This is a genomic window from Shewanella sp. DNRA4 (assembly GCF_012843185.1).
Taxonomy (GTDB): Bacteria; Pseudomonadota; Gammaproteobacteria; order Enterobacterales; family Shewanellaceae; genus Shewanella; species Shewanella xiamenensis.
In genome coordinates this window covers 19,454-42,616 of the sequence record NZ_JABAIP010000020.1, presented here as the reverse complement: position 1 = coordinate 42,616, position 23,163 = coordinate 19,454, and the positions used below count along the sequence as shown (strand labels likewise).

General features: G+C 45.1%; 19 protein-coding genes. 11 read left to right on the top strand and 8 right to left on the bottom strand.

The window, feature by feature from the left end; genetic code table 11:
• Positions 1-9 precede the first annotated feature (9 nt).
• On the top strand, positions 10-2,076 hold the full coding sequence (glyS, locus tag HG547_RS18905) for a glycine--tRNA ligase subunit beta (RefSeq protein ID WP_169548716.1): 2,067 nt from the start codon (positions 10-12) through the stop codon (positions 2,074-2,076).
• Positions 2,077-2,138: 62 nt separating this feature from the next.
• On the opposite strand, the gene HG547_RS18900 is transcribed toward glyS, so the two are convergent.
• On the bottom strand, positions 2,139-3,182 hold the full coding sequence (locus HG547_RS18900; protein ID WP_169548715.1) for an HDOD domain-containing protein: 1,044 nt from the start codon (positions 3,180-3,182) through the stop codon (positions 2,139-2,141).
• 292 nt (positions 3,183-3,474) lie between these two features.
• On the opposite strand from HG547_RS18900, the gene HG547_RS18895 reads away from it, so the two are divergent.
• Entirely contained in the window at positions 3,475-4,137 is a 663-nt protein-coding gene (locus tag HG547_RS18895; protein WP_169548714.1) for a glutathione S-transferase family protein, read from the top strand.
• Positions 4,138-4,209: 72 nt separating this feature from the next.
• On the opposite strand, the gene gyrB is transcribed toward HG547_RS18895, so the two are convergent.
• The 4 genes from gyrB to dnaA form a co-directional block, all read right to left on the bottom strand.
• On the bottom strand, positions 4,210-6,627 hold the full coding sequence (gyrB, locus tag HG547_RS18890; protein WP_088586444.1) for a DNA topoisomerase (ATP-hydrolyzing) subunit B: 2,418 nt from the start codon (positions 6,625-6,627) through the stop codon (positions 4,210-4,212).
• 16 nt (positions 6,628-6,643) lie between these two features.
• Positions 6,644-7,726 (bottom strand): DNA replication/repair protein RecF, encoded by a 1,083-nt coding sequence (gene recF, locus HG547_RS18885; RefSeq protein ID WP_169548713.1) that lies wholly within the window; start codon positions 7,724-7,726, stop codon positions 6,644-6,646.
• A gap of 161 nt (positions 7,727-7,887) precedes the next feature.
• The gene (gene dnaN / locus HG547_RS18880; RefSeq protein ID WP_037429330.1) at positions 7,888-8,988 is read right to left on the bottom strand and encodes a DNA polymerase III subunit beta; all 1,101 of its coding nucleotides are present in this window, start codon (positions 8,986-8,988) and stop codon (positions 7,888-7,890) included.
• A gap of 20 nt (positions 8,989-9,008) precedes the next feature.
• Complete coding sequence (dnaA, locus tag HG547_RS18875; protein WP_169548712.1) at positions 9,009-10,391, bottom strand: chromosomal replication initiator protein DnaA; 1,383 nt, start codon at positions 10,389-10,391, stop codon at positions 9,009-9,011.
• A gap of 445 nt (positions 10,392-10,836) precedes the next feature.
• On the opposite strand from dnaA, the gene rpmH reads away from it, so the two are divergent.
• From rpmH to mnmE, 5 genes are all read left to right on the top strand, one after another.
• The gene (gene rpmH / locus HG547_RS18870) at positions 10,837-10,974 is read left to right on the top strand and encodes a 50S ribosomal protein L34 (protein WP_011070423.1); all 138 of its coding nucleotides are present in this window, start codon (positions 10,837-10,839) and stop codon (positions 10,972-10,974) included.
• Positions 10,975-10,990: 16 nt separating this feature from the next.
• Positions 10,991-11,347, top strand: coding sequence for a ribonuclease P protein component (gene rnpA / locus HG547_RS18865; protein WP_011070422.1), 357 nt, complete (start codon positions 10,991-10,993; stop codon positions 11,345-11,347).
• On the top strand, positions 11,314-11,568 hold the full coding sequence (gene yidD / locus HG547_RS18860; RefSeq protein ID WP_037413461.1) for a membrane protein insertion efficiency factor YidD: 255 nt from the start codon (positions 11,314-11,316) through the stop codon (positions 11,566-11,568). Before rnpA ends, yidD begins: the two co-directional genes overlap by 34 nt.
• A gap of 3 nt (positions 11,569-11,571) precedes the next feature.
• Positions 11,572-13,197, top strand: a complete 1,626-nt coding sequence (gene yidC, locus HG547_RS18855; protein WP_037429332.1) for a membrane protein insertase YidC — start codon at positions 11,572-11,574, stop codon at positions 13,195-13,197.
• A gap of 104 nt (positions 13,198-13,301) precedes the next feature.
• The gene (mnmE, locus tag HG547_RS18850) at positions 13,302-14,663 is read left to right on the top strand and encodes a tRNA uridine-5-carboxymethylaminomethyl(34) synthesis GTPase MnmE (RefSeq protein ID WP_047540589.1); all 1,362 of its coding nucleotides are present in this window, start codon (positions 13,302-13,304) and stop codon (positions 14,661-14,663) included.
• Between the two features lie 154 nt (positions 14,664-14,817).
• Here the strand turns inward: mnmE and HG547_RS18845 are convergent, their stop codons facing one another.
• Both HG547_RS18845 and HG547_RS18840 read right to left on the bottom strand, forming a co-directional pair.
• A complete protein-coding gene (locus tag HG547_RS18845) occupies positions 14,818-15,789 on the bottom strand; it encodes an L-threonylcarbamoyladenylate synthase (protein WP_088586442.1) in 972 nt (323 codons plus the stop codon).
• Entirely contained in the window at positions 15,786-16,631 is an 846-nt protein-coding gene (locus tag HG547_RS18840) for a DUF6671 family protein (RefSeq protein WP_169548711.1), read from the bottom strand. The genes HG547_RS18845 and HG547_RS18840 overlap by 4 nt, the downstream gene beginning before the upstream one ends.
• A gap of 180 nt (positions 16,632-16,811) precedes the next feature.
• On the opposite strand from HG547_RS18840, the gene HG547_RS18835 reads away from it, so the two are divergent.
• Positions 16,812-17,693: a LysR family transcriptional regulator gene (locus HG547_RS18835; protein WP_037413454.1), complete on the top strand. Its 882-nt coding sequence runs from the start codon at positions 16,812-16,814 to the stop codon at positions 17,691-17,693.
• A 208-nt stretch (positions 17,694-17,901) separates the two neighbouring features.
• Here the strand turns inward: HG547_RS18835 and HG547_RS18830 are convergent, their stop codons facing one another.
• Positions 17,902-19,449, bottom strand: a complete 1,548-nt coding sequence (locus HG547_RS18830; RefSeq protein WP_099457185.1) for a POT family MFS transporter — start codon at positions 19,447-19,449, stop codon at positions 17,902-17,904.
• Between the two features lie 179 nt (positions 19,450-19,628).
• Between HG547_RS18830 and mioC the strand changes: the two genes are divergently transcribed.
• The 3 genes from mioC to rsmG all read left to right on the top strand — a co-directional run bounded on the left by mioC (position 19,629) and on the right by rsmG (position 23,137).
• Complete coding sequence (mioC, locus tag HG547_RS18825) at positions 19,629-20,069, top strand: FMN-binding protein MioC (protein WP_037429343.1); 441 nt, start codon at positions 19,629-19,631, stop codon at positions 20,067-20,069.
• Between the two features lie 440 nt (positions 20,070-20,509).
• Positions 20,510-22,399: a tRNA uridine-5-carboxymethylaminomethyl(34) synthesis enzyme MnmG gene (gene mnmG, locus HG547_RS18820; protein WP_037413447.1), complete on the top strand. Its 1,890-nt coding sequence runs from the start codon at positions 20,510-20,512 to the stop codon at positions 22,397-22,399.
• 117 nt (positions 22,400-22,516) lie between these two features.
• On the top strand, positions 22,517-23,137 hold the full coding sequence (rsmG, locus tag HG547_RS18815; RefSeq protein ID WP_169548710.1) for a 16S rRNA (guanine(527)-N(7))-methyltransferase RsmG: 621 nt from the start codon (positions 22,517-22,519) through the stop codon (positions 23,135-23,137).
• Positions 23,138-23,163 lie beyond the last annotated feature (26 nt).

The window sequence follows — 23,163 nt, the reverse complement described above, 5'->3', positions numbered from 1 at the left end:
AGGTAACACATGAATTTTGAAAACTTACTCATCGAGTTAGGCACCGAAGAACTGCCACCAAAGGCGCTGCGTAAACTGGCTGAGTCTTTCTTAGCGAACTTTACCGAAGAATTAATCAAAGCCGATTTAGCTTTTAAATCAGCTGTTTGGTATGCTGCGCCCCGCCGTCTTGCCATTAATGTGACAGAACTAGCGCTTGCTCAAGCGGACAAAATCGTTGAAAAACGCGGCCCCGCTGTGAGTTCAGCTTTTGATGCCGAAGGTAAACCAACGAAAGCCGCAGAAGGCTGGGCACGTGGTAACGGTATTACCGTTGACCAAGCTGAGCGTTTAGTGACCGACAAAGGCGAATGGCTGGTTTATAACGCCAAAGTCGAAGGCGTTGAAACTAAGAGCTTAATCGCAGCTATGACGCAACGAGCGCTGGATAAGTTACCCATTCCTAAGCCAATGCGCTGGGGAAGCAGCAAGACACAATTTATTCGTCCTGTTCACACCGCCACTATGCTGTTAGGCAGTGAGTTAATCGAAGGTGAATTGCTCGGCATTAAATCGGCACGTAATGTTCGTGGTCACCGCTTTATGGGTACAGGCTTCGAGCTTGACCATGCAGACAACTACCTGACACTGCTGAAAGAAAAAGGTAAAGTCATCGCCGACTACGAAAGCCGTAAAGCCTTAATCAAAGCCGATGCAGAAAAAGCGGCCGCTAAGATTGGTGGCACCGCCGATATCGAAGATGACCTGCTGGAAGAAGTCACCTCTTTAGTTGAATGGCCAGTCGTATTAACCGCAAGCTTTGAAGAGAAGTTCTTAAACGTGCCTTCAGAAGCCTTGGTTTATACGATGAAGGGCGATCAGAAATACTTCCCAGTATTCGATGATGCCGGTAAGTTACTGCCAAACTTTATCTTTGTCACCAATATCGAATCAAAAGATCCAGCGCAAATCATTGCTGGTAATGAGAAAGTGGTTCGTCCACGCTTGGCTGATGCTGAATTTTTCTTTAATACCGATAAGAAGCACACGCTGGAATCACGTTTGCCAAGCCTTGAGACTGTGTTGTTCCAGCAACAGCTCGGCACCTTAAAAGACAAAGTGACTCGTATCTCTGCCCTAGCCGCCTTTATTGCCGAGCAAACTGGCGCTAACGCAGTTGATGCAGCGCGCGCTGGTTTATTGTCTAAAACAGACTTAATGACCAATATGGTGATGGAGTTTACCGATACGCAAGGCACTATGGGCATGCATTACGCCCGCCTAGACGGTGAAACTGAAGCCGTAGCCTTAGCCATGGAAGAGCAATACAAGCCAAAATTCTCTGGCGATACGGTTCCAACAGCTGCCGTTTCTTGCGCAGTAGCCTTAGCGGATAAACTCGATACCTTAGTCGGTATCTTCGGTATTGGTCAGGCACCTAAGGGCGCTGCCGACCCATTCGCACTGCGCCGCGCCGCTATCGGTGTGCTACGCATTATCGTTGATAACAAGCTGCCACTAGACTTAGTGACCCTAATTGCTAAGGCTCAGGAACTCCATGGAACCAACTTAAGCAACGCGAATGCAAGCGATGAAGTGCTTGAGTTCTTGATGGCGCGTTTCCGTGCTTGGTACCAAGATAAAGGTATCGATGTTGACGTGATCCTCGCGGTATTAGCACGTCGCCCAACTCGCCCAGCTGATTTTGATAGCCGTATCAATGCGGTATCACACTTCAGAAGCTTAGAAGCCTCTAGCGCTCTGGCTGCGGCGAACAAGCGTGTATCTAACATTCTGGCGAAAGTGGAAGGCGAATTACCTACAGCAATTAATTCGGCTCTGTTAGCCGAAACCGCAGAACAAGCATTAGCCGCTAAGCTTGCCGAACTGCAACCTCAACTCGCTCCGCTGTTTGCAAATGCTGATTACCAACAGGCATTGACACTGCTGTCGAGCTTACGTGAAAGTGTTGACCAGTTCTTCGAAGACGTGATGGTTATGGCGGATGACGAAGCCCTGAAAAACAACCGTTTAGCCCTGCTAAATAACCTACGTGAGCAATTCTTACATGTAGCGGATATTTCTCTGCTTCAGTAAGTCGCACGTTAGGTGCCAATAAAAAACGCGCTGATAGCGCGTTTTTTATTGACTGCAATTTATTAAAATTGCTGGAGTTTTTCATGCAACGCCTCAAATTGAACTTGATCGAGTCCAACCAAGGCTAACAAGTTACTCAGCATGTCTGCAGGCAATTTACCCGCTTGCTGCAGCATCGAAATCTCACTGATGATATTCGCGCGCCAAACCACTGCGGCAATCCCCTCATGCGGCCGGGTATGTACGTGGGCAAGTTTATCCAGTTCAGCTTCAAAAATACTGGGCAACTGCCAATATCTTGCTAATAACGCACTTAAGGTAAGTGATTTGGCCGTCATCACTTGTCGGAATAACCAAGAATTTGGCTGCTCACCAGGCTCTGCTTGCACAAAAGCATCAAGCAACATTTTGAAGATGGCGAGCTTACCCACATCATGCAGTAATCCTAATAGGAATGCGGTGTCCCTATCTTCTTCACTCAGCTCGCTAGTTAAAAAGGCCACCTGCATTGAATGACGCCAAATCTCAGCGCCAAAACGCCGAAAATAAATGGGTTTAATATCTAGCATCTCACGCACTAGGCAGCTAGTCACAAAGCAACGTAACTGTTCACGGCCAAGTTGTACTAAAGCTTGCTGCAAGCTAGTCACTTCCCGCTCACCACGCTTAAAAGCCGGTGAGTTACACAGCTTAAGCACTTCGACGCTCAGTAAGGGATCTTGCTCGATTAACGCCAACAAGTCTTTAGTATCAAACTGTGGATCAGCTAACTTACGGTCTAACTCCAATACCTTAGAGGGAAGCTTCAGCACCTTTTCGGCTATCACTTGTGGCGATGCTAAGGCGAGCTCTATTTCAGCCATGACACGCCGTTCAAGGTTATTAGCAACGCCACCAGCATCTTTGGTTCTGGCGGGGAATAACAAACTATAAAACAGCGCCGCTAAGTCAATACTCATCGAAGTATCAAATTGCTCTTCTACACGTTTTTTAGGTGACGCTGTAGTTATAGGTTTGCTGAGATCGGTCTGACTAAAGCTTTTAGGTCGCTCAAGCGTTGCTTGTTCACGGATATTAAAAATTTTGTTGAATATGGACTTAATCAAAATATTCCAACCTATGAAAGCTGTGTGTACTGAGCCAGTATTACATTATCCGTCCATTGTAATTGATATGCTAGAGCAGCCACTATCAGTATTATGTGCAGCTTGAGTATATGTTGCCAAACTTAAGATAAGGTTACCAAGTCGAATTGTTTCACGTGAAACCATAGTCCAATTTAGCTTGATAGCGTGAGCAATTTGAATAGCTGAATATGAGCATGCAACAACTCAACGGCTCGGAGAAAAACAAACATAATGTATAGTGCTTAGCACGACTCAAAATTGGAAGGCGCTTATGAAACTCTATATCGGCAATAAAAACTACTCTAGCTGGTCGCTCCGAGCTTGGTTAATGGCTGCGAAATCAGGCGTTAAGTTCGATGAAGTGCTATTACAACTCGATACCGATAGCTTCTACCAGCAACTCCAATCCATTTCGCCAACGCTAAAAGTACCAACACTGGTCGATGGTGACATTACCGTTTGGGATTCACTGTCGATTTGTGAATATATCAATGATTGTTATCTTTCAGGCGCTGCATGGCCACAAGAGCCAAAACAAAAAGCCAAGGCTCGTTCCCTCGCCTGTGAAATGCATTCAGGCTTTCATGCCCTACGAAATGCCCTGCCTATGAATATCCGTACCCGTCGATATGTCGAGCTTAGCCCCGCTGTTCAGCAAGATATTGCACGCATCGAAAGCATTTGGTCTCAGCAAATGACTGAGTTTATCCCATCCCAAAATCAGGGCACTTGGTTATTTGGCGAGTGGTCAATCGCCGATATGATGTTTGCACCAGTGGTAATGCGCTTCTTTACCTATGAGATTGAAGTCTCGCAAGCGAGCCGAGCGTATATGGAATTTATTGTGAGCCAGCCAGAAATGCAGGCTTGGATAACTGCCGCAAAAGCGGAGACTGAAATTGTCGAAGCCGATGAGGCGGGTGTTGATAGGTAATTTTTTGCAAAACAAAAGGGAAAGCTAAGCTTTCCCTTTTTTATCAATCAGTTATATCTGTAAAAAACGATATTAAACGTCTAAGTTAGCTACGTTCAGCGCGTTGGCTTCAATAAACTCACGACGAGGTTCTACTTGATCGCCCATCAAGCAAGTAAACAATTGGTCTGCGCCGACGGCGTCATCAATGGTCACTTGCAGCATACGGCGTGATTCAGGATCCATTGTGGTTTCCCACAATTGCTCAGGGTTCATCTCACCCAATCCTTTATAACGTTGGATATAGAGACCACGTTTCGCTTCAGAAATCGTCCAATCTAGCGCTTCAATGAAGCTGCCAACTTCTTTCACTCGGTCGCCACGTTGCACATAACCACCGACTTCAATCAAGCCTTCTAGGGCTGCACCTAACTTAGCAATACGTTGATAATCCATTGATTGGAAGAAGTCATAGCTAAATAGGTAATGCGTGTCGATACCATGTTTACGAATGGTGATCTTTGGCAGATACACTTTACGCTCAGGATCGAGTACAGGCTCACCAGAATACAGCACGCCGCTGTTTTCTAATTCCACCAACTCATGGATAAAGGCGTCTATCCATTCCTTCATCTTAGCTTCATCGGCCAACATCTCATTGCTGATCATTGGGTGGTAAAGCATCCGATTAGTGATATGCGTTGGATAACGTTGCTCTAAACGGGCAACAATCGCCTCTACTTCGCGGTATTGCGTCACTAAACGCTCTAATGGCTCACCCGACATACCTGGCGCACCTTGAGATGGATAAATGCTGGTTCCATCTAACGCTTGAGTGGTCAGATACTGAGTCAGTGCTGCTTCATCTTTCAGATATTGTTCTTGCTTACCTTTCTTCACTTTGAATAAAGGCGGCTGAGCAATATACACATAACCACGTTCAATCAGTTCAGGCATTTGGCGGAAGAAGAAGGTCAACAGCAAGGTACGAATGTGCGAGCCGTCGACGTCAGCATCCGTCATGATGATGATGTTGTGGTAGCGAGTCTTATCTGGGTTGTATTCATCACGACCGATACCACAGCCAAGCGCGGTGATTAGTGTGGCAACCTCTTGAGAAGACAGCATTTTATCGAAACGGGCTTTCTCAACGTTTAAGATTTTACCTTTCAGTGGCAGAATCGCTTGATTCTTACGATTACGTCCCTGCTTAGCGCTACCGCCAGCAGAGTCCCCTTCCACTATGTAGATTTCTGAAAGACCAGGGTCTTTCTCTTGGCAATCCGCCAGCTTACCAGGCAAACCACCTAAATCGAGCGCGCCTTTACGACGCGTCATTTCACGGGCTTTACGCGCCGCTTCACGGGCACGAGCCGCATCAACAATCTTACCAACGATTAACTTAGCATCGGCAGGATTTTCAAGCAGATAGTCGTTTAGCTTTTCACCCATGGTTTGTTCAACCGCGGCTTTCACTTCGCTAGACACTAGCTTGTCTTTGGTTTGCGAGCTGAACTTAGGATCGGGCACTTTAACCGAGATAACAGCCGTTAAACCTTCGCGGGCGTCATCGCCAGTCGCGTTGGTTTTGCCTTTCTTGTTATAACCTTCGTTTTCCATGTAGTTGTTGAGGTTACGTGTCAACGCACTACGGAAACCGGCTAAGTGAGTACCACCGTCACGCTGCGGGATGTTGTTGGTAAAACAGAATATGTTTTCTTGGTAACCATCGTTCCACTGCATCGCCACTTCAACGGTAATGCCGTCGTCACGCTCCTGCATAAAGTGGAATACATCTTTGTTTACCGGCGTTTTATTACGGTTCAAGTAATCAACGAATGCGCTGATACCGCCTTCGTATTTAAAGAATTCGTTTTTATTATCACGCTCGTCGACTAAGCGAATCCCCACACCAGAGTTAAGGAACGATAATTCTCGCACCCGTTTAGCCAGGATTTCAAAGTGAAACTCAACATCACTGAAAGTTTGCTCACTTGGCCAGAAACGGATTTCGGTACCCGTTTTAGTTGCATCACCAATCTCTTTGATTGGCGCATCAGGTACACCATGGGTGTAAAACTGCTCGTGGACTTTACCATCGCGACGAATAGTTAATTGCAGCTTTTTAGAAAGCGCGTTGACCACCGACACCCCCACACCGTGCAGACCACCTGACACTTTATAGGAGTTATCGTCGAACTTACCACCAGCATGAAGAACCGTCATGATAACTTCTGCGGCCGATACACCTTCTTCTTCATGGATAGAGACCGGAATACCACGGCCATCATCCTTAACAGAAACCGAACCATCCACATGGATAGTAATTGTGATATCAGTACAATGGCCCGCTAAGGCTTCATCGATAGAGTTATCGACTACTTCGAACACCATATGATGTAGACCCGTACCGTCGTCGGTGTCACCAATATACATCCCAGGTCTCTTACGTACTGCATCAAGGCCCTTAAGGACCTTAATACTCGAAGAATCGTAACTATTCTCTGACATATTATTCTCTCAATGGTTATTCAATTACCGTTACACGTCCGTGTTCCACATGGAACATCCTACTGGGAGGCGTGTGTAACGAATCGACTATTGCTGCTGGCTCAATGGCGGTCACAAACACTTGTGCACCAGTGTCCACTAGCTGTTTCAGCAATAGCTGCCTATGCTGTGCATCCAACTCGGATGGAAGATCATCCACAAGATAAATACTGTGTTTATCTATTTGTTGTTTGAGCAACTTTCCCTGTGCAATACGCAGTGCACAGACTAATAATTTCAATTGGCCACGGGACAGGGCATCCTGCGCCGGCAAAGTGCCTACACGAAGTCTTAAGTCAGCTTTATGGGGACCGCTGACGGTATGACCCGTAGCCAAATCTCTGGGATATTGTGATTCGAGAAGTTGTGCAAAATCCGTTTTGCTATCCCAGCCGCGGGTAAATGAAACCTTAACATTCACCTGCGGTAAAAACTCCTCGATTATACCCTTAAGTAGCTCATTTAACGAGTCTACATAACGGTTTCGTATTTCGGTAACCTGCTCGGTATAACGGACAAACTCCCGATCCCAATATTGGATTTGATTATAGGGAGAATTATTTCTAAGCAGTTGATTTCGTTGTTTAAGAACTCGCCTCACATTCACCCACGCCGCATAAAACTGTGGGTCCGAATGAAAGGCCCCCCAATCAATAAACTGCCTGCGGGATTTTGGACCTTCAAACAATAACGAAAAGCTTTCCGGCGTGATGACTTGTATGGGCAAGGTTTCAGCTAAAGTCGATAGCCGTTTGACCTTTTCACCGTCAATTTTGACTTCGGTTTCGCCACTGCGAAAACGCCGCAGACCAATTTTACTGTCGCCGCGGGGTAAATTTAAGGTCGCAAACAGGGTTAGTTTGTCTTGGTCGTTATTGATGACTCGCTGGGATAAGTGGCTGCGAAACGAACGCCCCATCCCGAGAAAGTAAATCGCCTCAAGAATACTGGTTTTGCCACTGCCATTTTGACCATAGATCAGATTAATCCCTTCACTCGGGCTCAGTTGCGCCAATTGAATATTGCGAAAAGAATCAATATTAAGACGGATAAGGCTCATGCGTTACTCATCAAACCGCATCGACGGCTCAGGCCAAGACTCAGGACTGTTATCATACCGCAATTCACATCCATTAGAGTTAATAAGGCAACAAGGGATAAGGTCTGAAGACATATACGCCGCTAAAAAGCGGCGTATGGCACTGCGTAGAAAGAGGATGACTATAAGCGCATTGGCATAACCACATACATGGAATCTTCTTCCAAGTGGTTTTCCAATAAAGCACTCGAGTTACCATCGATTAAAGTGATACGCACATCATCGGACTTAAGGTTGTTGAGCACGTCCAATAAGTAACTGACGTTGAAACCAATTTCGAGTGGCTGATTGTTGTAATCCACATCGATGATTTCTTCCGCTTCTTCTTGCTCTGGGTTATTAGCGGTGATTTTCAGTAACCCCGCCTCTAACTGAATGCGTACACCACGAAACTTCTCATTCGATAAAATAGAAGCGCGCGTTAAAGCTTGCTTGAAGTGGTTACGGCTGGCGATAACGATTTTATCACCGCCCTTAGGTAACACGCGGCGATAATCGGGGAAACGACCATCGACTAATTTACTGGTAAAGACAGTAGTGCTGGTGGTCGCACGAATCGCATTATCACCAATGGCAATTGCGATATCTAAATCGTCGGCTTCCAACAAACGCGCCATTTCCATCACGCCTTTACGGGGCACGATGACTTGTTTTTCAGGTAATTGTGCATCTATGGTTCTGTGACTTAAGGCTAAGCGGTGACCGTCGGTAGCAATGGCGCGCAGCACATTACCTTCGGTTTCGAGCAATAAACCATTCAGATAGTAACGAACGTCTTGGTTCGCCATCGAAAACTGGGTCGCATCAATCAACGACTTCAGCACGCCTTGCTTAAGGGTGAATTCGATTTCCGCCTGAAAGGCTTCCACATTTGGGTATTCTTCTGCGGGCAGGGTTGCCAGCGAAAAACGACTACGGCCAGAGCGTAACAACCACTTGTTATCTTGCTGCTCGACCTTAAGCTCGCTTTGCTCAGGCAAAGATTTAACGATATCTAACAGCTTCTTAGCAGGAACTGTAGTTCGACCTTCTTCTATATCACCATGAATAACCGCCTGACCGACTAACTCAACTTCAAGGTCAGTACCTGTTAATTTGAGTGAGTGACCACTAACTTCTACAAGGAGATTTGCCAAAATAGGCAAGTTATGGCGTCTTTCTACCGCACCACAAACCAATTGAAGCGGCTTTAATAGGGCGTCCCTATCAATTGAAAATTTCATAGTGTCCAAATTCCTTGATTTTAAGAAGATAAGGTTCTAATCAAGTTAGCATAATCTTCTTTAATGTCGTGACTCTCTTCCCGTAGCTGAGCAATCTTACGACAGGCATGTAACACTGTGGTGTGATCTCGACCACCAAAGGCATCACCAATTTCCGGCAAGCTCTGGTTAGTTAATTCTTTGGATAACGCCATGGCCACTTGTCTTGGGCGCGCAACACTGCGCGAACGACGCTTAGACAACATATCAGCCATCTTGATTTTGTAGTATTCAGCTACGGTTTTCTGAATGTTGTCTATAGTGACTAATTTTTCCTGCAGTGCCAAGAGGTCACGTAGTGCTTCACGCACAAAATCAATCGTTATTGGGCGACCGGTAAAGTTAGCGTTGGCGATCACGCGGTTTAACGCCCCTTCTAACTCGCGTACGTTTGAACGTAAGCGCTTAGCAATAAAAAAGGCCACTTCATCAGGCAGGTTAATGCCGCTCTCTTGCGCTTTGCGCATCAAAATCGCCACGCGAGTTTCAAGCTCTGGCGGTTCAATAGCAACTGTTAAGCCCCAACCAAAGCGGGATTTTAATCTGTCCTCTACCCCGTCGATCTCTTTTGGATAACGATCCGACGTCAGGATGATCTGATGATTACCTTCAAGTAATGCGTTAAAGGTATGGAAAAATTCTTCCTGCGATCGGTCTTTATTGGCAAAAAATTGAATATCGTCGATAAACAGTGCATCGACACTGCGGTAATAGCGTTTGAATTCTTCGATCGCATTGTTTTGCAGCGCTTTGACCATGTCTTGCACAAAACGCTCGGAATGCATATAAACCACTTTAGCATTGGGATTATTTTTAATGATCCCGTTACCGACAGCGTGCAACAAGTGAGTCTTACCTAGACCAGTTCCACCATATAAGAATAGTGGGTTATATGCACCGCCTGGATTTTCAGCGACTTGCAATGCAGCCGCTTTACCAAGTTGGTTTGACTTACCCTCAACGAAGTTATCGAATTGATAAGTTGGATTGATATTGCTGCGATGGTTAGTGTTAGTAACTGGCTCGGTGGTATTAAATGATGTACCAACAGAAGCCTTAGTTTGGGGATTGGGCAAGCGCACTGCTGCGACGGGCGCAGGTTCTGGCTTTTTCGCGGACGGACGACTACCGATATCGAAGCGTAGCTTAGGCGCATCATTACCCATTTGCTCAGTAAAAAACTGATTAATGATATTGATGTACTTATCCCTAACCCAATCGAGCACGAAGCGGTTAGGCGCATATAACACCAATGTATCTCCATCCATTTCGGCTTGTAACGGTCTGATCCACATACTGAACTGCTGAGCAGAAAGCTCATCTTGCAGTCTTCCGATACATTGCTGCCAAAGTGAAACCGCCACTAAGTTATCCCCAAAAGATCATCAAAAAGAGGTGTATTCTATAGCGAGATCTCAAGGATCGCTATCCTTAAAAAATAATTATCCCCAACAAGATCATTCTTTGTCAGCATCCTCGATCATCAAAGATCAAATTCGATCCTTTTATTCAACAAATAGGGAAAATCCCGCTTTATTAAGCGATCCAGATTGATCTATAATGGCGCCCCTTTGATCTGTTAACAGATCCTCTTAACTACTAGATGTAGTGTCCATACACAGAGTTATCCACATCTTATAGTGTGTGGGGGGAGTTGATCTAAGGATACGCTGGCAGAAATAACCCACTTGCTGACTTTCGTTGTTGACGGGGACAAGTAAAGTGATTACAATTCGGCCTCTTTTTTACCCTTACCTCTATTCGTGGAGATAAGGATATGTTCACTAATAACAAAGACGGATTGCCATCATGAGTAAACGTACTTTTCAACCTAGCAACCTGAAGCGCAAGCGTTCTCACGGCTTCCGCGCTCGTATGGCTACTGCAGGCGGCCGTAAGGTGCTTGCACGTCGTCGTGCGAAAGGTCGCGCTCGTTTATCTGCTTAATTAAGTGGATAACTAGTTGACTAGCTATACCTTTACGCGGGAGTTACGCTTGCTAACTCCCGCGCAATTTAAATCTGTATTTTCCAATCCCATCAAAGCATCTTCTGCTGAAATAACCTTGCTTGCCATTCCTAATTCGGAACAACATCCGCGTCTGGGTCTTACTGTTGCTAAACGCTACGTAAAACGTGCCAATCAGCGAAATCGCATTAAGCGAGTGATCAGAGATAGTTTTCGCCTCAATCAACACAATATTCCTCATCTTGATATTGTTGTGCTGGTTAGAAATGGGGTAATGGAAATGGAAAATGCCGAACTCAACAAGTTGATAGAAAAGCTATGGCGCAAACTCAGTCGCCGCTACAATGGCTAGCAACCACGTTTATTCGTGGCTATCAAATCTTCATCAGCCCAATCTTGGGACCTCGATGTCGTTTCAATCCCACTTGCTCTCATTACGCCATTGAGGCAATAAAAGTGCACGGAACCGCGAAAGGTTGTTGGTTTGCATTGAAACGCATATTAAAATGTCACCCTTTGCATCCCGGCGGTAGTGATCCCGTCCCCCCTAAAAATGACAGGTGTAATAAATAGGCTATGGAATCTCAACGCAATATATTGCTAATAGGACTACTGTTTGTCAGCTTTTTGCTGTGGCAACAGTGGCAAGCAGACAAAGCTCCAAAACCCGTTGCAACCGAATCGTCTGTAGTGGCGAATGCGACCACTAATCACAGTGCTGATGTTCCAGAAGCGGATACTGGTGTGCCAGCAGCAGTCGCTGCGACGCAAAATCTAATCACGGTTAAAACCGATCAGCTCGATGTGCAAATCAACCCTGTGGGTGGTGATATTGTTTTTGCTGCACTGGTTTCACATAAATTGGAACAGGGTAAAGACCAGCCATTTGTTTTGCTTGAGCAAACCAAAGATTACACTTATATCGCTCAGAGTGGCCTAATTGGCCGTGATGGTATCGATAGCAGTGCTAAAGGTCGCGCCGCATTTGCCGCCAGCAAAACTGAATTTACCTTAGCCGATGGCCAAGACACCTTAGAAGTACCACTGACCTATGTGGCTGATAACGGTGTGACTTACACAAAAGTGTTTGTATTCCATCGTGGCAAGTTTAACGTTGATATCGATTACAAAATCAACAACACCTCAGCTGCTCCATTACAAGTTCAGATGTACGGTCAGATTAAACAGACCATCAAGCCATCTGAAAGCAGCATGATGATGCCAACTTACCGTGGCGCCGCGTTTTCGACTCAAGATGTACGTTACGAAAAGTACAAGTTTGAAGATATGAGCAAGAGCAACCTCAATCAACCGACTCTCGGTGGTTGGGCGGCGATGCTGCAACATTACTTCGTATCAGCTTGGATTCCACCAGCAACCGATAGCAACACCATTTTCTCGAGTGTAAGTGCTGGCGGTTTAGCGAACATTGGTTTCCGTGGCGCGGTATACGATATTGCACCAGGTGCAACGCAAGAAATTAGCTCACAGTTCTATGTTGGCCCTAAAGATCAAAAAGCGCTATCTGCGTTATCTGATACCTTAAACCTAGTAGTTGATTACGGTTTCCTTTGGTGGTTAGCCGTTCCAATCCACTGGTTATTGATGTTCTATCAATCATTTGTGGGTAACTGGGGTGTGGCAATTATCCTGATCACCTTAACCGTTCGTGGTTTACTGTTCCCGCTTACCAAAGCGCAGTACACCTCAATGGCTAAGATGCGTAACCTACAGCCAAAACTGCAGGAACTAAAAGAGCGTTTCGGCGATGACCGTCAAAAGATGGGTCAAGCCATGATGGAACTGTATAAGAAGGAAAAAGTTAACCCTATGGGTGGCTGTTTACCTATTATTTTACAGATGCCAATCTTTATTGCCCTATACTGGGTATTGCTAGAGAGCTTCGAGCTGCGTCACGCACCATTTATGTTATGGATCCACGACTTATCAGTACAAGATCCATACTACATTCTGCCGCTGCTGATGGGTGTGTCCATGTTTGTGATGCAAAAAATGCAACCCATCGCACCGACAATGGACCCAATGCAAGTGAAGATGATGCAATGGATGCCAGTGATCTTTACCGTATTCTTCCTGTGGTTCCCATCGGGTCTGGTACTGTACTGGTTAGTAGGTAACATTGTTGCCATCATCCAGCAGAAGATTATTTATGCAGGTCTAGAGAAAAAAGGCTTAAAATAAGCCCAAGCGCTAGATAGGAGCTAACAGCTCAGCATATTCAAAAAGGCGGCTTCATTGGCCGCCTTTTCCTTTAGGTAATTTGATCGATATTAATGGGTATTTCCGTGACAACTGACACTATCGTGGCACAAGCCACCGCGCCCGGACGGGGCGGCGTGGGTATCATTCGAATCTCTGGTGATAAGGCAACCGATGTGGCCATGGCCGTATTGGGTCATTTACCTAAACCCCGTTACGCCGATTACTGCGACTTTAAAAATGCCTCAGGCCAAGTGATTGACCAAGGTATCGCACTGTTTTTTAAAGGCCCTAATTCCTTCACGGGTGAAGATGTATTAGAGCTGCAGGGCCACGGTGGTCAAATCGTCCTCGATATGCTGATCAAACGCGTGCTCGAAGTCGAAGGCATTCGCATCGCCAAACCTGGCGAGTTTAGCGAACAGGCCTTTATGAACGATAAGCTTGACTTAACCCAAGCCGAAGCGATTGCCGACCTTATCGATGCCACCAGTGAACAAGCGGCTAAAAGCGCGCTGCAATCACTGCAAGGTGAGTTTTCGAAGGAAGTGCATGAGCTGGTGGATCAAGTCACCCATCTGCGTTTATACGTCGAAGCCGCGATTGATTTCCCCGATGAAGAAGTCGACTTTTTAAGTGATGGCAAAATTGCCAATGCACTCTACAAAATCATCGACAAACTCAGCGCCGTCCAAGCCAGTGCCAAGCAAGGCTCGATTATCCGCGAAGGCATGAAGGTGGTGATTGCTGGTCGCCCCAATGCCGGAAAATCCAGCCTACTCAATGCCCTCGCCGGTAAAGAGTCGGCGATTGTGACCGAAATAGCTGGCACCACTCGCGATGTGCTGCGCGAACACATCCATTTAGATGGTATGCCGCTGCATATTATCGACACCGCAGGTTTACGGGATACCACAGATACGGTTGAACAAATCGGTATCGAGCGCGCTTGGAATGAAATAAACAGTGCCGATCGGGTGTTGTTTATGGTCGATGGCACCACCACGGATGCCGTCGATCCCCACGATATTTGGCCGGATTTTATCGATCGTCTCCCCGCCAATTTAGGCGTGACCGTTGTCCGCAATAAAGCCGATCTCACAGGTGAAAACCTCGCCATGACCGAAGAAAAAGGTTACAGCGTGTATAGGATCTCGGCCAAAACAGGCCTCGGTGTTGACGAGTTAAAACAGCACCTTAAATCGCTGATGGGTTATCAGAGTAATCTCGAAGGTGGCTTTATCGCCCGTCGTCGTCACCTCGAAGCATTGGATGTTGCCGCAAGCCATCTGCAACTAGGTAAAGAGCAATTAGAGGTTTATCTCGCAGGTGAACTGTTAGCAGAAGAGCTCAGAATGGCGCAACTCGCCCTGTCTGAAATCACTGGCCGTTTTACTTCAGACGATCTACTCGGCAAAATTTTTAGCTCATTCTGTATCGGGAAGTAAAAGAGTAAACGCATCCGATAAATTAAAATCAATATTATGATTTTTAAGTATTTTATTGATGATTAAAAGGTTGCTACCAAAAAACATATGCCCCTCGTTAACATTTTAACGAGGGGCATTTTTTTGCAAAAAACTGGACCCTACCACAGAGAAGCTATTCCGCAGCCGCGCGGTTTAATCGATCCCAAATATCAGCCCAATCCTCTAGACGAGGCGGCGCTTCAACCAAAAGTGTTTTAATCCCCTTTAGGTCTAATGCGTAAAGAGAGGCATAAAGTGCTTGTCGATATCCTTGGTGGTTGTTCGGTAATATCAGCTTAAGTTGGCAATGGATATTTTCCATCTGTGCAGAATATCCCAATATCCCCGTAGCTTCAGGCTCTGCATAAAATTGCGTTGCAAGTGAAGCAGCAGCACAAATCACTACTTTGGCATTAGGTTGATAATGGACTTTCATATTGCCAGAAATCGCTTCTTGATGGCATTCAGGCGTAATAACGGGGAACGGTAAGTAGGGCTGAAAATCCCTCGCGGATAATGGACCACTTCGTAAAATCTCAGCTTGATTTTCACTTATCCGTAAAATAGTCGACTCAGTACCCACACAGCAAATCCCACCATCGAGTACAGCAGCAATCCTTCCATCAAGCCCACTCAATACTTGCTCTGCACTAGTCGGGCTCAGTTTTTTATGTAAGTTTGCAGATGGAGCAGCAACGGCAATATTGAACTGTTGCAGTAGTGATAAAAGCACCGGATGATCAGGCATTCTTATCGCAATACTGGGCAATCCACCGGTTATAACATCCGAAACCGAGGGATGACGCTCAAAGATAAGTGTCAGCGGCCCAGGCCAAAACGCCTCGGCAAGTGGCGCAACCCAATCAGGAATATCCTTAACCCATCGAGAAAGCTGATCGATGCTGCCAATATGAGTTATGAGTGGATGATTTCTAGGACGTTGTTTAGCAGAAAAAATCTTTTCAACCGCTTCAGGGTTGCTGGCATCCGCCGCGAGCCCGTAGACAGTTTCAGTCGGTACTGCGACTAGTTCGCCCGCAATTAGCAACTCTCCCGCACGTTGTAAATCAGCAGGATTCAGCGCATTAAGTCTTTCTGTTCTCATGGATTACACCAGTGGCAACGATAAGGATCAGCCACACTCTCCTCTTTGGTTTCAATTTGTTGATATTGGCAGTGAAGACATTGACGGATAAAAGCTTTAGCGAGATCTGTTGGCGTACCACACTCGCGGCAAGGCAAACCCACGATGCGATCGCGCAGCCAGAAATTCGCTTGATGACATTGTGGGCAATGTGTTTGAAGGCGCTCAACCAGTTGCTGTGCAGCCTTGATAATATATAGCTGCCGCAGCGGAGAATGCATCGCGCGAAGGTCTGGAGCGACATCAATTGGGCAAGCAAAACGACCATTTTCAGGCGCGAGATTCATCGCTTCTAATGTGGCTAGCAACATATCTAGATTAGCTACACCTTTGATCGTATGACCATCGACCTTAACTATCCACGCTTGACCCTCTTCGGCACCAGATAACGCCGCACTAAGTGCACTCACATCATCCCCTTGGTAACTTTGCAAGCTTACCGGACCAGATACATTCGCTACGATATCAATATTTTGCCTTGCATCATGCAGTACGATAAGCTCCGTATCCCAATTCATTATTCCAGGCAAAGGCCCTCCCCCAAAACTACCTTCGCTGCCTAACCCCGCCTCTAAACCGGTTAACTCACAGGCAAGTCGCGCTTTTTTCTTAGCGCACTCTAGTGGTGAAAGCGTTCGCTCAACTTCTCCAGAAAAGGTGCCCAGCATGTCGGTATCAAATGCATCCGTTGCGACAATTTCAATCCCAAGTGGCGACAGAATTGGCGCAATTTGTTCAGCCTTGCCATGTTTGCTTAACAGGGCAATTCGCTTTGGCATTTTATAATGTGATTGATGATCCATGATGAATACTCACTCCTGAAGTGAGGGGACAATTCTTAACTTTAAGCAAACCTAGCCTTACTCAATATTCTCTACAACGCGATAACGACGCTGAATAAGGAAGGCTATTGTTGCCGTATCAGTGATAGGATGTAAAATAGATAGATATTCACATAACGTTCTATATAAGTGAACGATTCTATGAGAAACCTCAATTTTCACCATCTACATTACTTCTGGACTGTCGCTAAAGAAGGACATTTAACTCGAGCCTCCCAGAGACTAAACGTTTCACAATCGGCTTTATCATCCCAGATCAGACAGTTAGAGGAACAACTAGGGCATGAACTGTTTCACCGTCAGGGCCGGGCATTATTACTGACAGAGGTTGGGCATCTCGTTCTCGAGTACGCTGAAGGAATTTTTAATTTAGGTCACGAATTGCTTTCAGTTATGGAAAATGGCGAGCACCAAAGGCTTCAGCTACTAAGAATAGGTGCAGTGGCGACCCTTTCACGCAATTTCCAAGAAAACTTATTACGCCCGGTCATTAAATTAAATAACGTCAAACTTGCTTTAAAATCATCCAACTTTGATGATCTTCTCGAACAATTGCGTGTACATAAATTAGATTTGATCCTCTCAAATCGCCCTGTAGCTTCGGACTCTTCAACCCCTTGGCGCTGTAAATTAATTGCTCAGCAAGGCGTATGCTTAGTCGGCCCAAATAAAGCGGAATTCAATGCATTACGCTTTCCAGAGGATCTCACAAAAGTAAAATTACTATTACCTGGCCCCGACAGTGATATTCGTAGGCAATTTGATTTGTACTGCGAGCAACATGGGCTCTCACTAACCCCTTATGCAGAAGTCGATGATATGGCGATGCTCAGACTATTAGCGCGGGATTCGGGTGCGGTAGCCGTAGTACCTGAAGTGGTTGTACAAGATGAGATTCAAGCGGGACTATTGAAAAACTACGCGGCCTTAGATTGTGTGACTGAAAGTTTTTATGCCATAACCGCTAAAAGACACGTTGATTTACCGATCTTGCATACTTTGTTAAGCACAAAAATGGAGTAACTGATATCACAATCAGTCGATTGGGATTGATTTTAGTTGCACATAAGCGGCTGGTGCGTTTATTCATCTATTAACCCGATCTGAGGTTAAATAGCATATGTTTGCCAGCCAATTTAGGGCTGAAATTGGCTGGCATTTTGCAGTATCATTGGCTTAAACCAATGAATTACCATAATTTAAACATCTTAACCAAAAAATATCAGCTCAATCATACCTGCCGATAGTGATCTTGCATTTGGTATGAACGGGCATACAGTGCAAACACTAATGCCGCCAAAATAGCAAAACCCGCAAAGAAAAACATTTGGAATGCCGTCACGCTCATCCCCGTTTGCATTATTTGCTCAGTCACAGCAGGACTTTTAACACTCACATTGGCAAGCAATACCCAGAGGTTACCAACGGTAACGGAAAGCGTCCAAAAACTCATGATTGTCCCTTTCATCGCTTTAGGCGCTTGGCTATAGGCAAACTCTAATCCTGTCGCCGAAACCAGAACTTCACCAAAAGTCAGCAAAGCGTAAGGTAAAATTTGCCAGAAGATCGAAAGGGCTGAACCACCATCCATCATCAATTGAATCGTCCCCACCACAATCCAACTCAATCCAGTAATGGCAATCCCCGCCCCCATTTTACGTAATGCGGTTAACTTAATCCCCATACGCTCAATCGCGGGGTATAACACAAAGTTATTGAATGGGATCAATAGCATCACTAACAGTGGATTTAAAGCCTGCATCATTGCAGGTTCAAACCACGAAGGTTTAACCATATCATTGGCCTGCAAAATCCAAGTCGAAGCCTTTTGATCGAATAACGACCAAAATGGGGTCACCAACGCAAATAAAACCAAAATTCGAAGGACTGAACGTACACCATCTACCGCAATATCAGGATGACAGCTTCGAGCACGCTCAAGTTGTAATGAGGCGCCCGCCCCAACAAATCCCATGAGTAGCACCATAGCACTACAAAGACCGGCAACAATCCCAAGTGTTGGAATATTGATTAGCGCATAAGCAGCTGATATTAATCCAATTAATGCCAGCACTAACCCGATATTTCCCTTACCTTCCACTTTAGTAAGCAAAGCACTACGGATCACAGGTAAAAAACCATGGGGATCCTTTGGTTCTGGCGGCATATGCACATAACGCTTACGACCTAACCAGAAAAATACCGTCGCAATAAACATCAGCACGCCGGGGATCCCGAAAGCAACAGCGGCACCAAAGTTTTTAAGTAACAATGGCATAGATAAGGATGCGAAGAAAGAACCAAAGTTGATCGTAAAGTAGAACATATCAAAGGCTTTTTGAGCCAATGACTTATTAGTCTGATCAAATTGATCGCCCATAAAGGAAGATACTAAAGGTTTTATCCCACCAGAACCTAAAGCAATTAAAAATAACCCAGTATAAAAACCTTGTACACTGTGCTCAAAAATCGCCAAAAAAGCATGGCCCACGCAATAAAGTAAGCTTAACCAAAGAATGGTGTTGTACTTACCAAAAAATCTATCCGCAATCCAGCCACCCAATAATGGGAAAAAGTACACACCAATTACAAAGGAATGGAACACATCCTTAGCCACAGCGCCACGGAGATCCTCCGGAATGGACAGCAAAAGTGCTGTCATTAAGAAAGGTGTTAGAATGTTGCGCATGCCGTAAAAGCTGAAACGCTCACAAGCTTCACTGGCAATAATATAGGGGATTTGACGTGGCCATTTTGGCGCATCAACAGGTGTAGTCATCTGTTATCCTATTATAATTGTTATAAAAAACTTAAGGTTATCGGTATAAAACCAAGATTGCAGCCAAGGATACTAACAGACTGCGAATCAATATTGGCTAAATTTATACAACAAAATACGCTAAGTAGATGTAAGCCCCAAAAATGATAGAAAATTAACGACCACAGAGAGCAGTAACAATGACCAAAATTGCTATATTAGTCGGTACCACCCTCGGCAGCAGCGAATATATTGCAGATGAAATGCAGGCTCAGCTGACCAAATTAGGGCATGAAGTAGACACTTTTTTAAGTCCAACACTGGATTTACTGCAACCCTATTCCCTCTGGATCATCGTTTCATCAACCCATGGCGCAGGTGATCTTCCCGATAATCTACAGCCATTTTGTAAAGAAGTTCTACTCAATACACCAAATCTACACCAAATTAAGTTCGCATTATGTGCCATTGGTGATTCGAGTTATGACACCTTTTGCCAAGGCCCAGAGAAGCTTGTTGATGGACTTGAATATAGCGGTGCAAAAGCGTTTGTGGATAAGATCCAGATCGATGTACAACAGGATCCTGTGCCAGAAGACCCAGCTTTAGCGTGGTTGGCACAATGGCAGGATCAAATTTAAGATCCTCATTTTCAAAATACCTGAAACAACCCACAGTTTAGATCTTATTTATCCACAAAAAACTATTTATATGTATATTTTTGTGGATAAACTATTATTTAGATCTGATCAACCTCTGTGCTATTCACATCATGATCCGCTCAAAGATCCACCCTGTGGATAAATAGCGGATCTATCCCCACCTTTAATGACAGTAGATCTCGGTTAGATCACAGGATCAAAAGCTCATTAACCACTGATATAAAAGAGAAATTAGCCTTACCCACAGGAAAGTGCGATCCTAATAGTAAACATAATAAGAAGATCTATATAAAGATCTTAAGATCTATTAGTCCAGATCCACTGGATCTATTTTCGAAAAATGATCATTCACCTCAATCAAAGCAAATGCTAAAATGAGCGGCTCTCATTGGGTCACTTAAGTTTTTAAAGGTAAGGTCATGCATTTTCATGAACGGTTTGATGTTATTGTAGTTGGTGGTGGTCATGCCGGAACTGAAGCCGCATTAGCCGCAGCAAGAATGGGCTCTAAGACATTATTGCTAACGCATAATCTTGATACTTTAGGACAAATGTCATGTAACCCTGCGATCGGTGGCATTGGTAAAGGTCATTTGGTTAAAGAAATCGATGCATTAGGCGGTGCAATGGCGATCGCAACCGACTATGCAGGGATCCAATTTAGAACCTTAAACTCGAGTAAAGGCCCAGCGGTTAGAGCAACTCGTGCACAGGCAGATCGCGCGTTATATCGTCAGAAGATCCAAAATATTCTGCAAAACCAACCTAACTTACGTATTTTCCAACAAGCTGTAGATGATCTTGTTGTAGAAAATGATCGCGTTATCGGTGTCGTTACCCAGATGGGATTAGCCTTCGAAGCCGCCGCAGTCGTATTAACCGCAGGGACTTTCCTCAGTGGTAAGATCCATATAGGGTTAGAAAACTACAGTGGCGGTCGTGCAGGCGATCCACCATCTATTGCACTCGCCCATCGTTTACGTGAGTTGCCTATCCGTGTTGGCCGTTTAAAAACCGGTACACCACCACGTATCGACGCTAATACCATCGATTTTACTCAGATGACAGAACAAAAAGGTGATACGCCATTACCTGTAATGTCATTTATGGGCGATTTGAGCCATCACCCGAAACAAATTTCTTGTTGGATCACCCATACCAATGAAAAAACACACGATATTATTCGTGGAGGTTTAGATAGAAGCCCAATGTACTCCGGTGTTATTGAGGGGATCGGCCCACGTTACTGCCCTTCTATCGAAGACAAGATCCATCGTTTTTCTGATAAATCATCGCACCAGATCTTTATCGAACCAGAAGGCTTAAACACCAATGAGATTTACCCTAACGGGATCTCTACCAGCCTTCCCTTTGATGTACAGTTAAATTTGGTTCGTTCGATCAAAGGGATGGAAAATGCTGAGATCGTACGTCCAGGATACGCGATTGAGTACGATTATTTTGATCCTAGAGATCTTAAAAACTCGTTAGAAACCAAAACCATTAATGGATTATTCTTTGCTGGCCAGATCAACGGTACAACTGGTTATGAAGAAGCTGGCGCCCAAGGTTTACTCGCTGGCATGAACGCAGCACTGCAAGTTCAAGGCAAAGAAGCTTGGTGCCCTCGTCGCGATGAAGCTTACATCGGAGTATTGGTTGACGATTTATCAACCTTAGGCACTAAAGAACCCTACCGCATGTTTACCAGCCGCGCCGAATACCGCCTATTGCTGCGTGAAGACAACGCCGATCTGCGTTTAACCGCAAAAGGTCGTGAACTGGGTCTGGTGGATGATGCGCGCTGGGCCTCTTTCAGTGAAAAACTGGAATCGATCGAATTAGAGCTACAACGTCTACGTAGCCAGTGGATCCATCCAAATTCTCCATTAGTGCCAGTGTTAAATCCGCACTTGAATACGCCTATTTCTCGCGAAGCATCTTTTGAAGAATTACTTCGTCGTCCAGAAATGGATTACAACAAACTGATGCAGATTGAAGGCTTTGGTCCTGGTCTTACCGATCCACTCGCCGCTGAGCAGGTCCAGATCCAAGTGAAATATTCTGGTTATATTCAGCGTCAGCAGGAAGAGATCAACAAAGCGGTACGTAATGAGAACACGGGCTTGCCATTGAACCTTGATTACAAAGAGGTTCCAGGGCTTTCAAATGAGGTGATTGCTAAGTTAAATAGCCATAAGCCCGAAACCATTGGTCAAGCGTCACGTATCTCAGGTATCACCCCAGCAGCGATTTCAATTCTGCTAGTACATCTGAAAAAACGTGGTTTATTACGCAAGAGCGCGTAAAAGCTAGCTTAATCGCCAGTTTGGTCGCAGAAGGGAAGCATTCAGGCTTCCCTTCGACGTTTCAGGGCTTCATAATAGCCGACGAGTTTATCATTGCATTTTTGTTGAGGTTGTTCAGTGTTATTTGCCCAGTTAGAGGCCTATTTAGCCGAAATTAATCTGCCCGCTACCGCTGAGCAGAAAAAGCAACTGCTTGATTTTGTTGGCATGCTCAACAAATGGAATAAAGCCTATAACTTAACCTCAATAAGAGATCCCGAGATCATGCTTGTCCGTCATATCATGGACAGCTTAGTGGTATCAAAACATCTGCAAGGTGAACGCTTTATTGATGTTGGAACTGGTCCTGGACTGCCTGGCATCCCATTGGCGATTATGAATCCTAGTAAAACTTTTGTGCTACTTGATAGCTTAGGTAAACGCATTCGTTTTCAAAAACAAGTAGCCTTCGAATTAGGCATTCATAATATCAGTTCAATAGAAAGCCGAGTTGAGGCCTATCAACCCGAGCAAAAGTTCGATGGTGTGCTAAGCCGTGCCTTTGCGTCAATCCATGATATGTTGACATGGTGCCATCACTTGCCTGCTGAGCATGGGCAATTTTATGCGCTCAAGGGACAACTGAGTGATGAAGAGATGCAACAAATCCCCGCTGGCTTTGCGATAACTGAAACCATCGAACTCAAGGTGCCAAAACTCGATGAGCAAAGACATTTACTCAAAATAATCAAAGAATAACAGGCTTAAAGCTCCTCATTTTGAAT

Excerpts from the sequence above, each read along its gene's own strand:
- yidC (WP_037429332.1), top strand. The coding sequence starts at position 11,572 with ATGGAATCTCAACGCAATATATTGCTAATAGGACTACTGTTTGTCAGC.
- HG547_RS18845 (WP_088586442.1), bottom strand. The coding sequence starts at position 15,789 with ATGAGAACAGAAAGACTTAATGCGCTGAATCCTGCTGATTTACAACGT.
- HG547_RS18830 (WP_099457185.1), bottom strand. The coding sequence starts at position 19,449 with ATGACTACACCTGTTGATGCGCCAAAATGGCCACGTCAAATCCCCTAT.
- yidD (WP_037413461.1), top strand. The coding sequence starts at position 11,314 with ATGGCGCAAACTCAGTCGCCGCTACAATGGCTAGCAACCACGTTTATT.
- mioC (WP_037429343.1), top strand. The coding sequence starts at position 19,629 with ATGACCAAAATTGCTATATTAGTCGGTACCACCCTCGGCAGCAGCGAA.
- HG547_RS18895 (WP_169548714.1), top strand. The coding sequence starts at position 3,475 with ATGAAACTCTATATCGGCAATAAAAACTACTCTAGCTGGTCGCTCCGA.
- mnmG (WP_037413447.1), top strand. The coding sequence starts at position 20,510 with ATGCATTTTCATGAACGGTTTGATGTTATTGTAGTTGGTGGTGGTCAT.
- recF (WP_169548713.1), bottom strand. The coding sequence starts at position 7,726 with ATGAGCCTTATCCGTCTTAATATTGATTCTTTTCGCAATATTCAATTG.
- glyS (WP_169548716.1), top strand. The coding sequence starts at position 10 with ATGAATTTTGAAAACTTACTCATCGAGTTAGGCACCGAAGAACTGCCA.
- dnaN (WP_037429330.1), bottom strand. The coding sequence starts at position 8,988 with ATGAAATTTTCAATTGATAGGGACGCCCTATTAAAGCCGCTTCAATTG.
- gyrB (WP_088586444.1), bottom strand. The coding sequence starts at position 6,627 with ATGTCAGAGAATAGTTACGATTCTTCGAGTATTAAGGTCCTTAAGGGC.
- rpmH (WP_011070423.1), top strand. The coding sequence starts at position 10,837 with ATGAGTAAACGTACTTTTCAACCTAGCAACCTGAAGCGCAAGCGTTCT.
- HG547_RS18840 (WP_169548711.1), bottom strand. The coding sequence starts at position 16,631 with ATGGATCATCAATCACATTATAAAATGCCAAAGCGAATTGCCCTGTTA.
- HG547_RS18835 (WP_037413454.1), top strand. The coding sequence starts at position 16,812 with ATGAGAAACCTCAATTTTCACCATCTACATTACTTCTGGACTGTCGCT.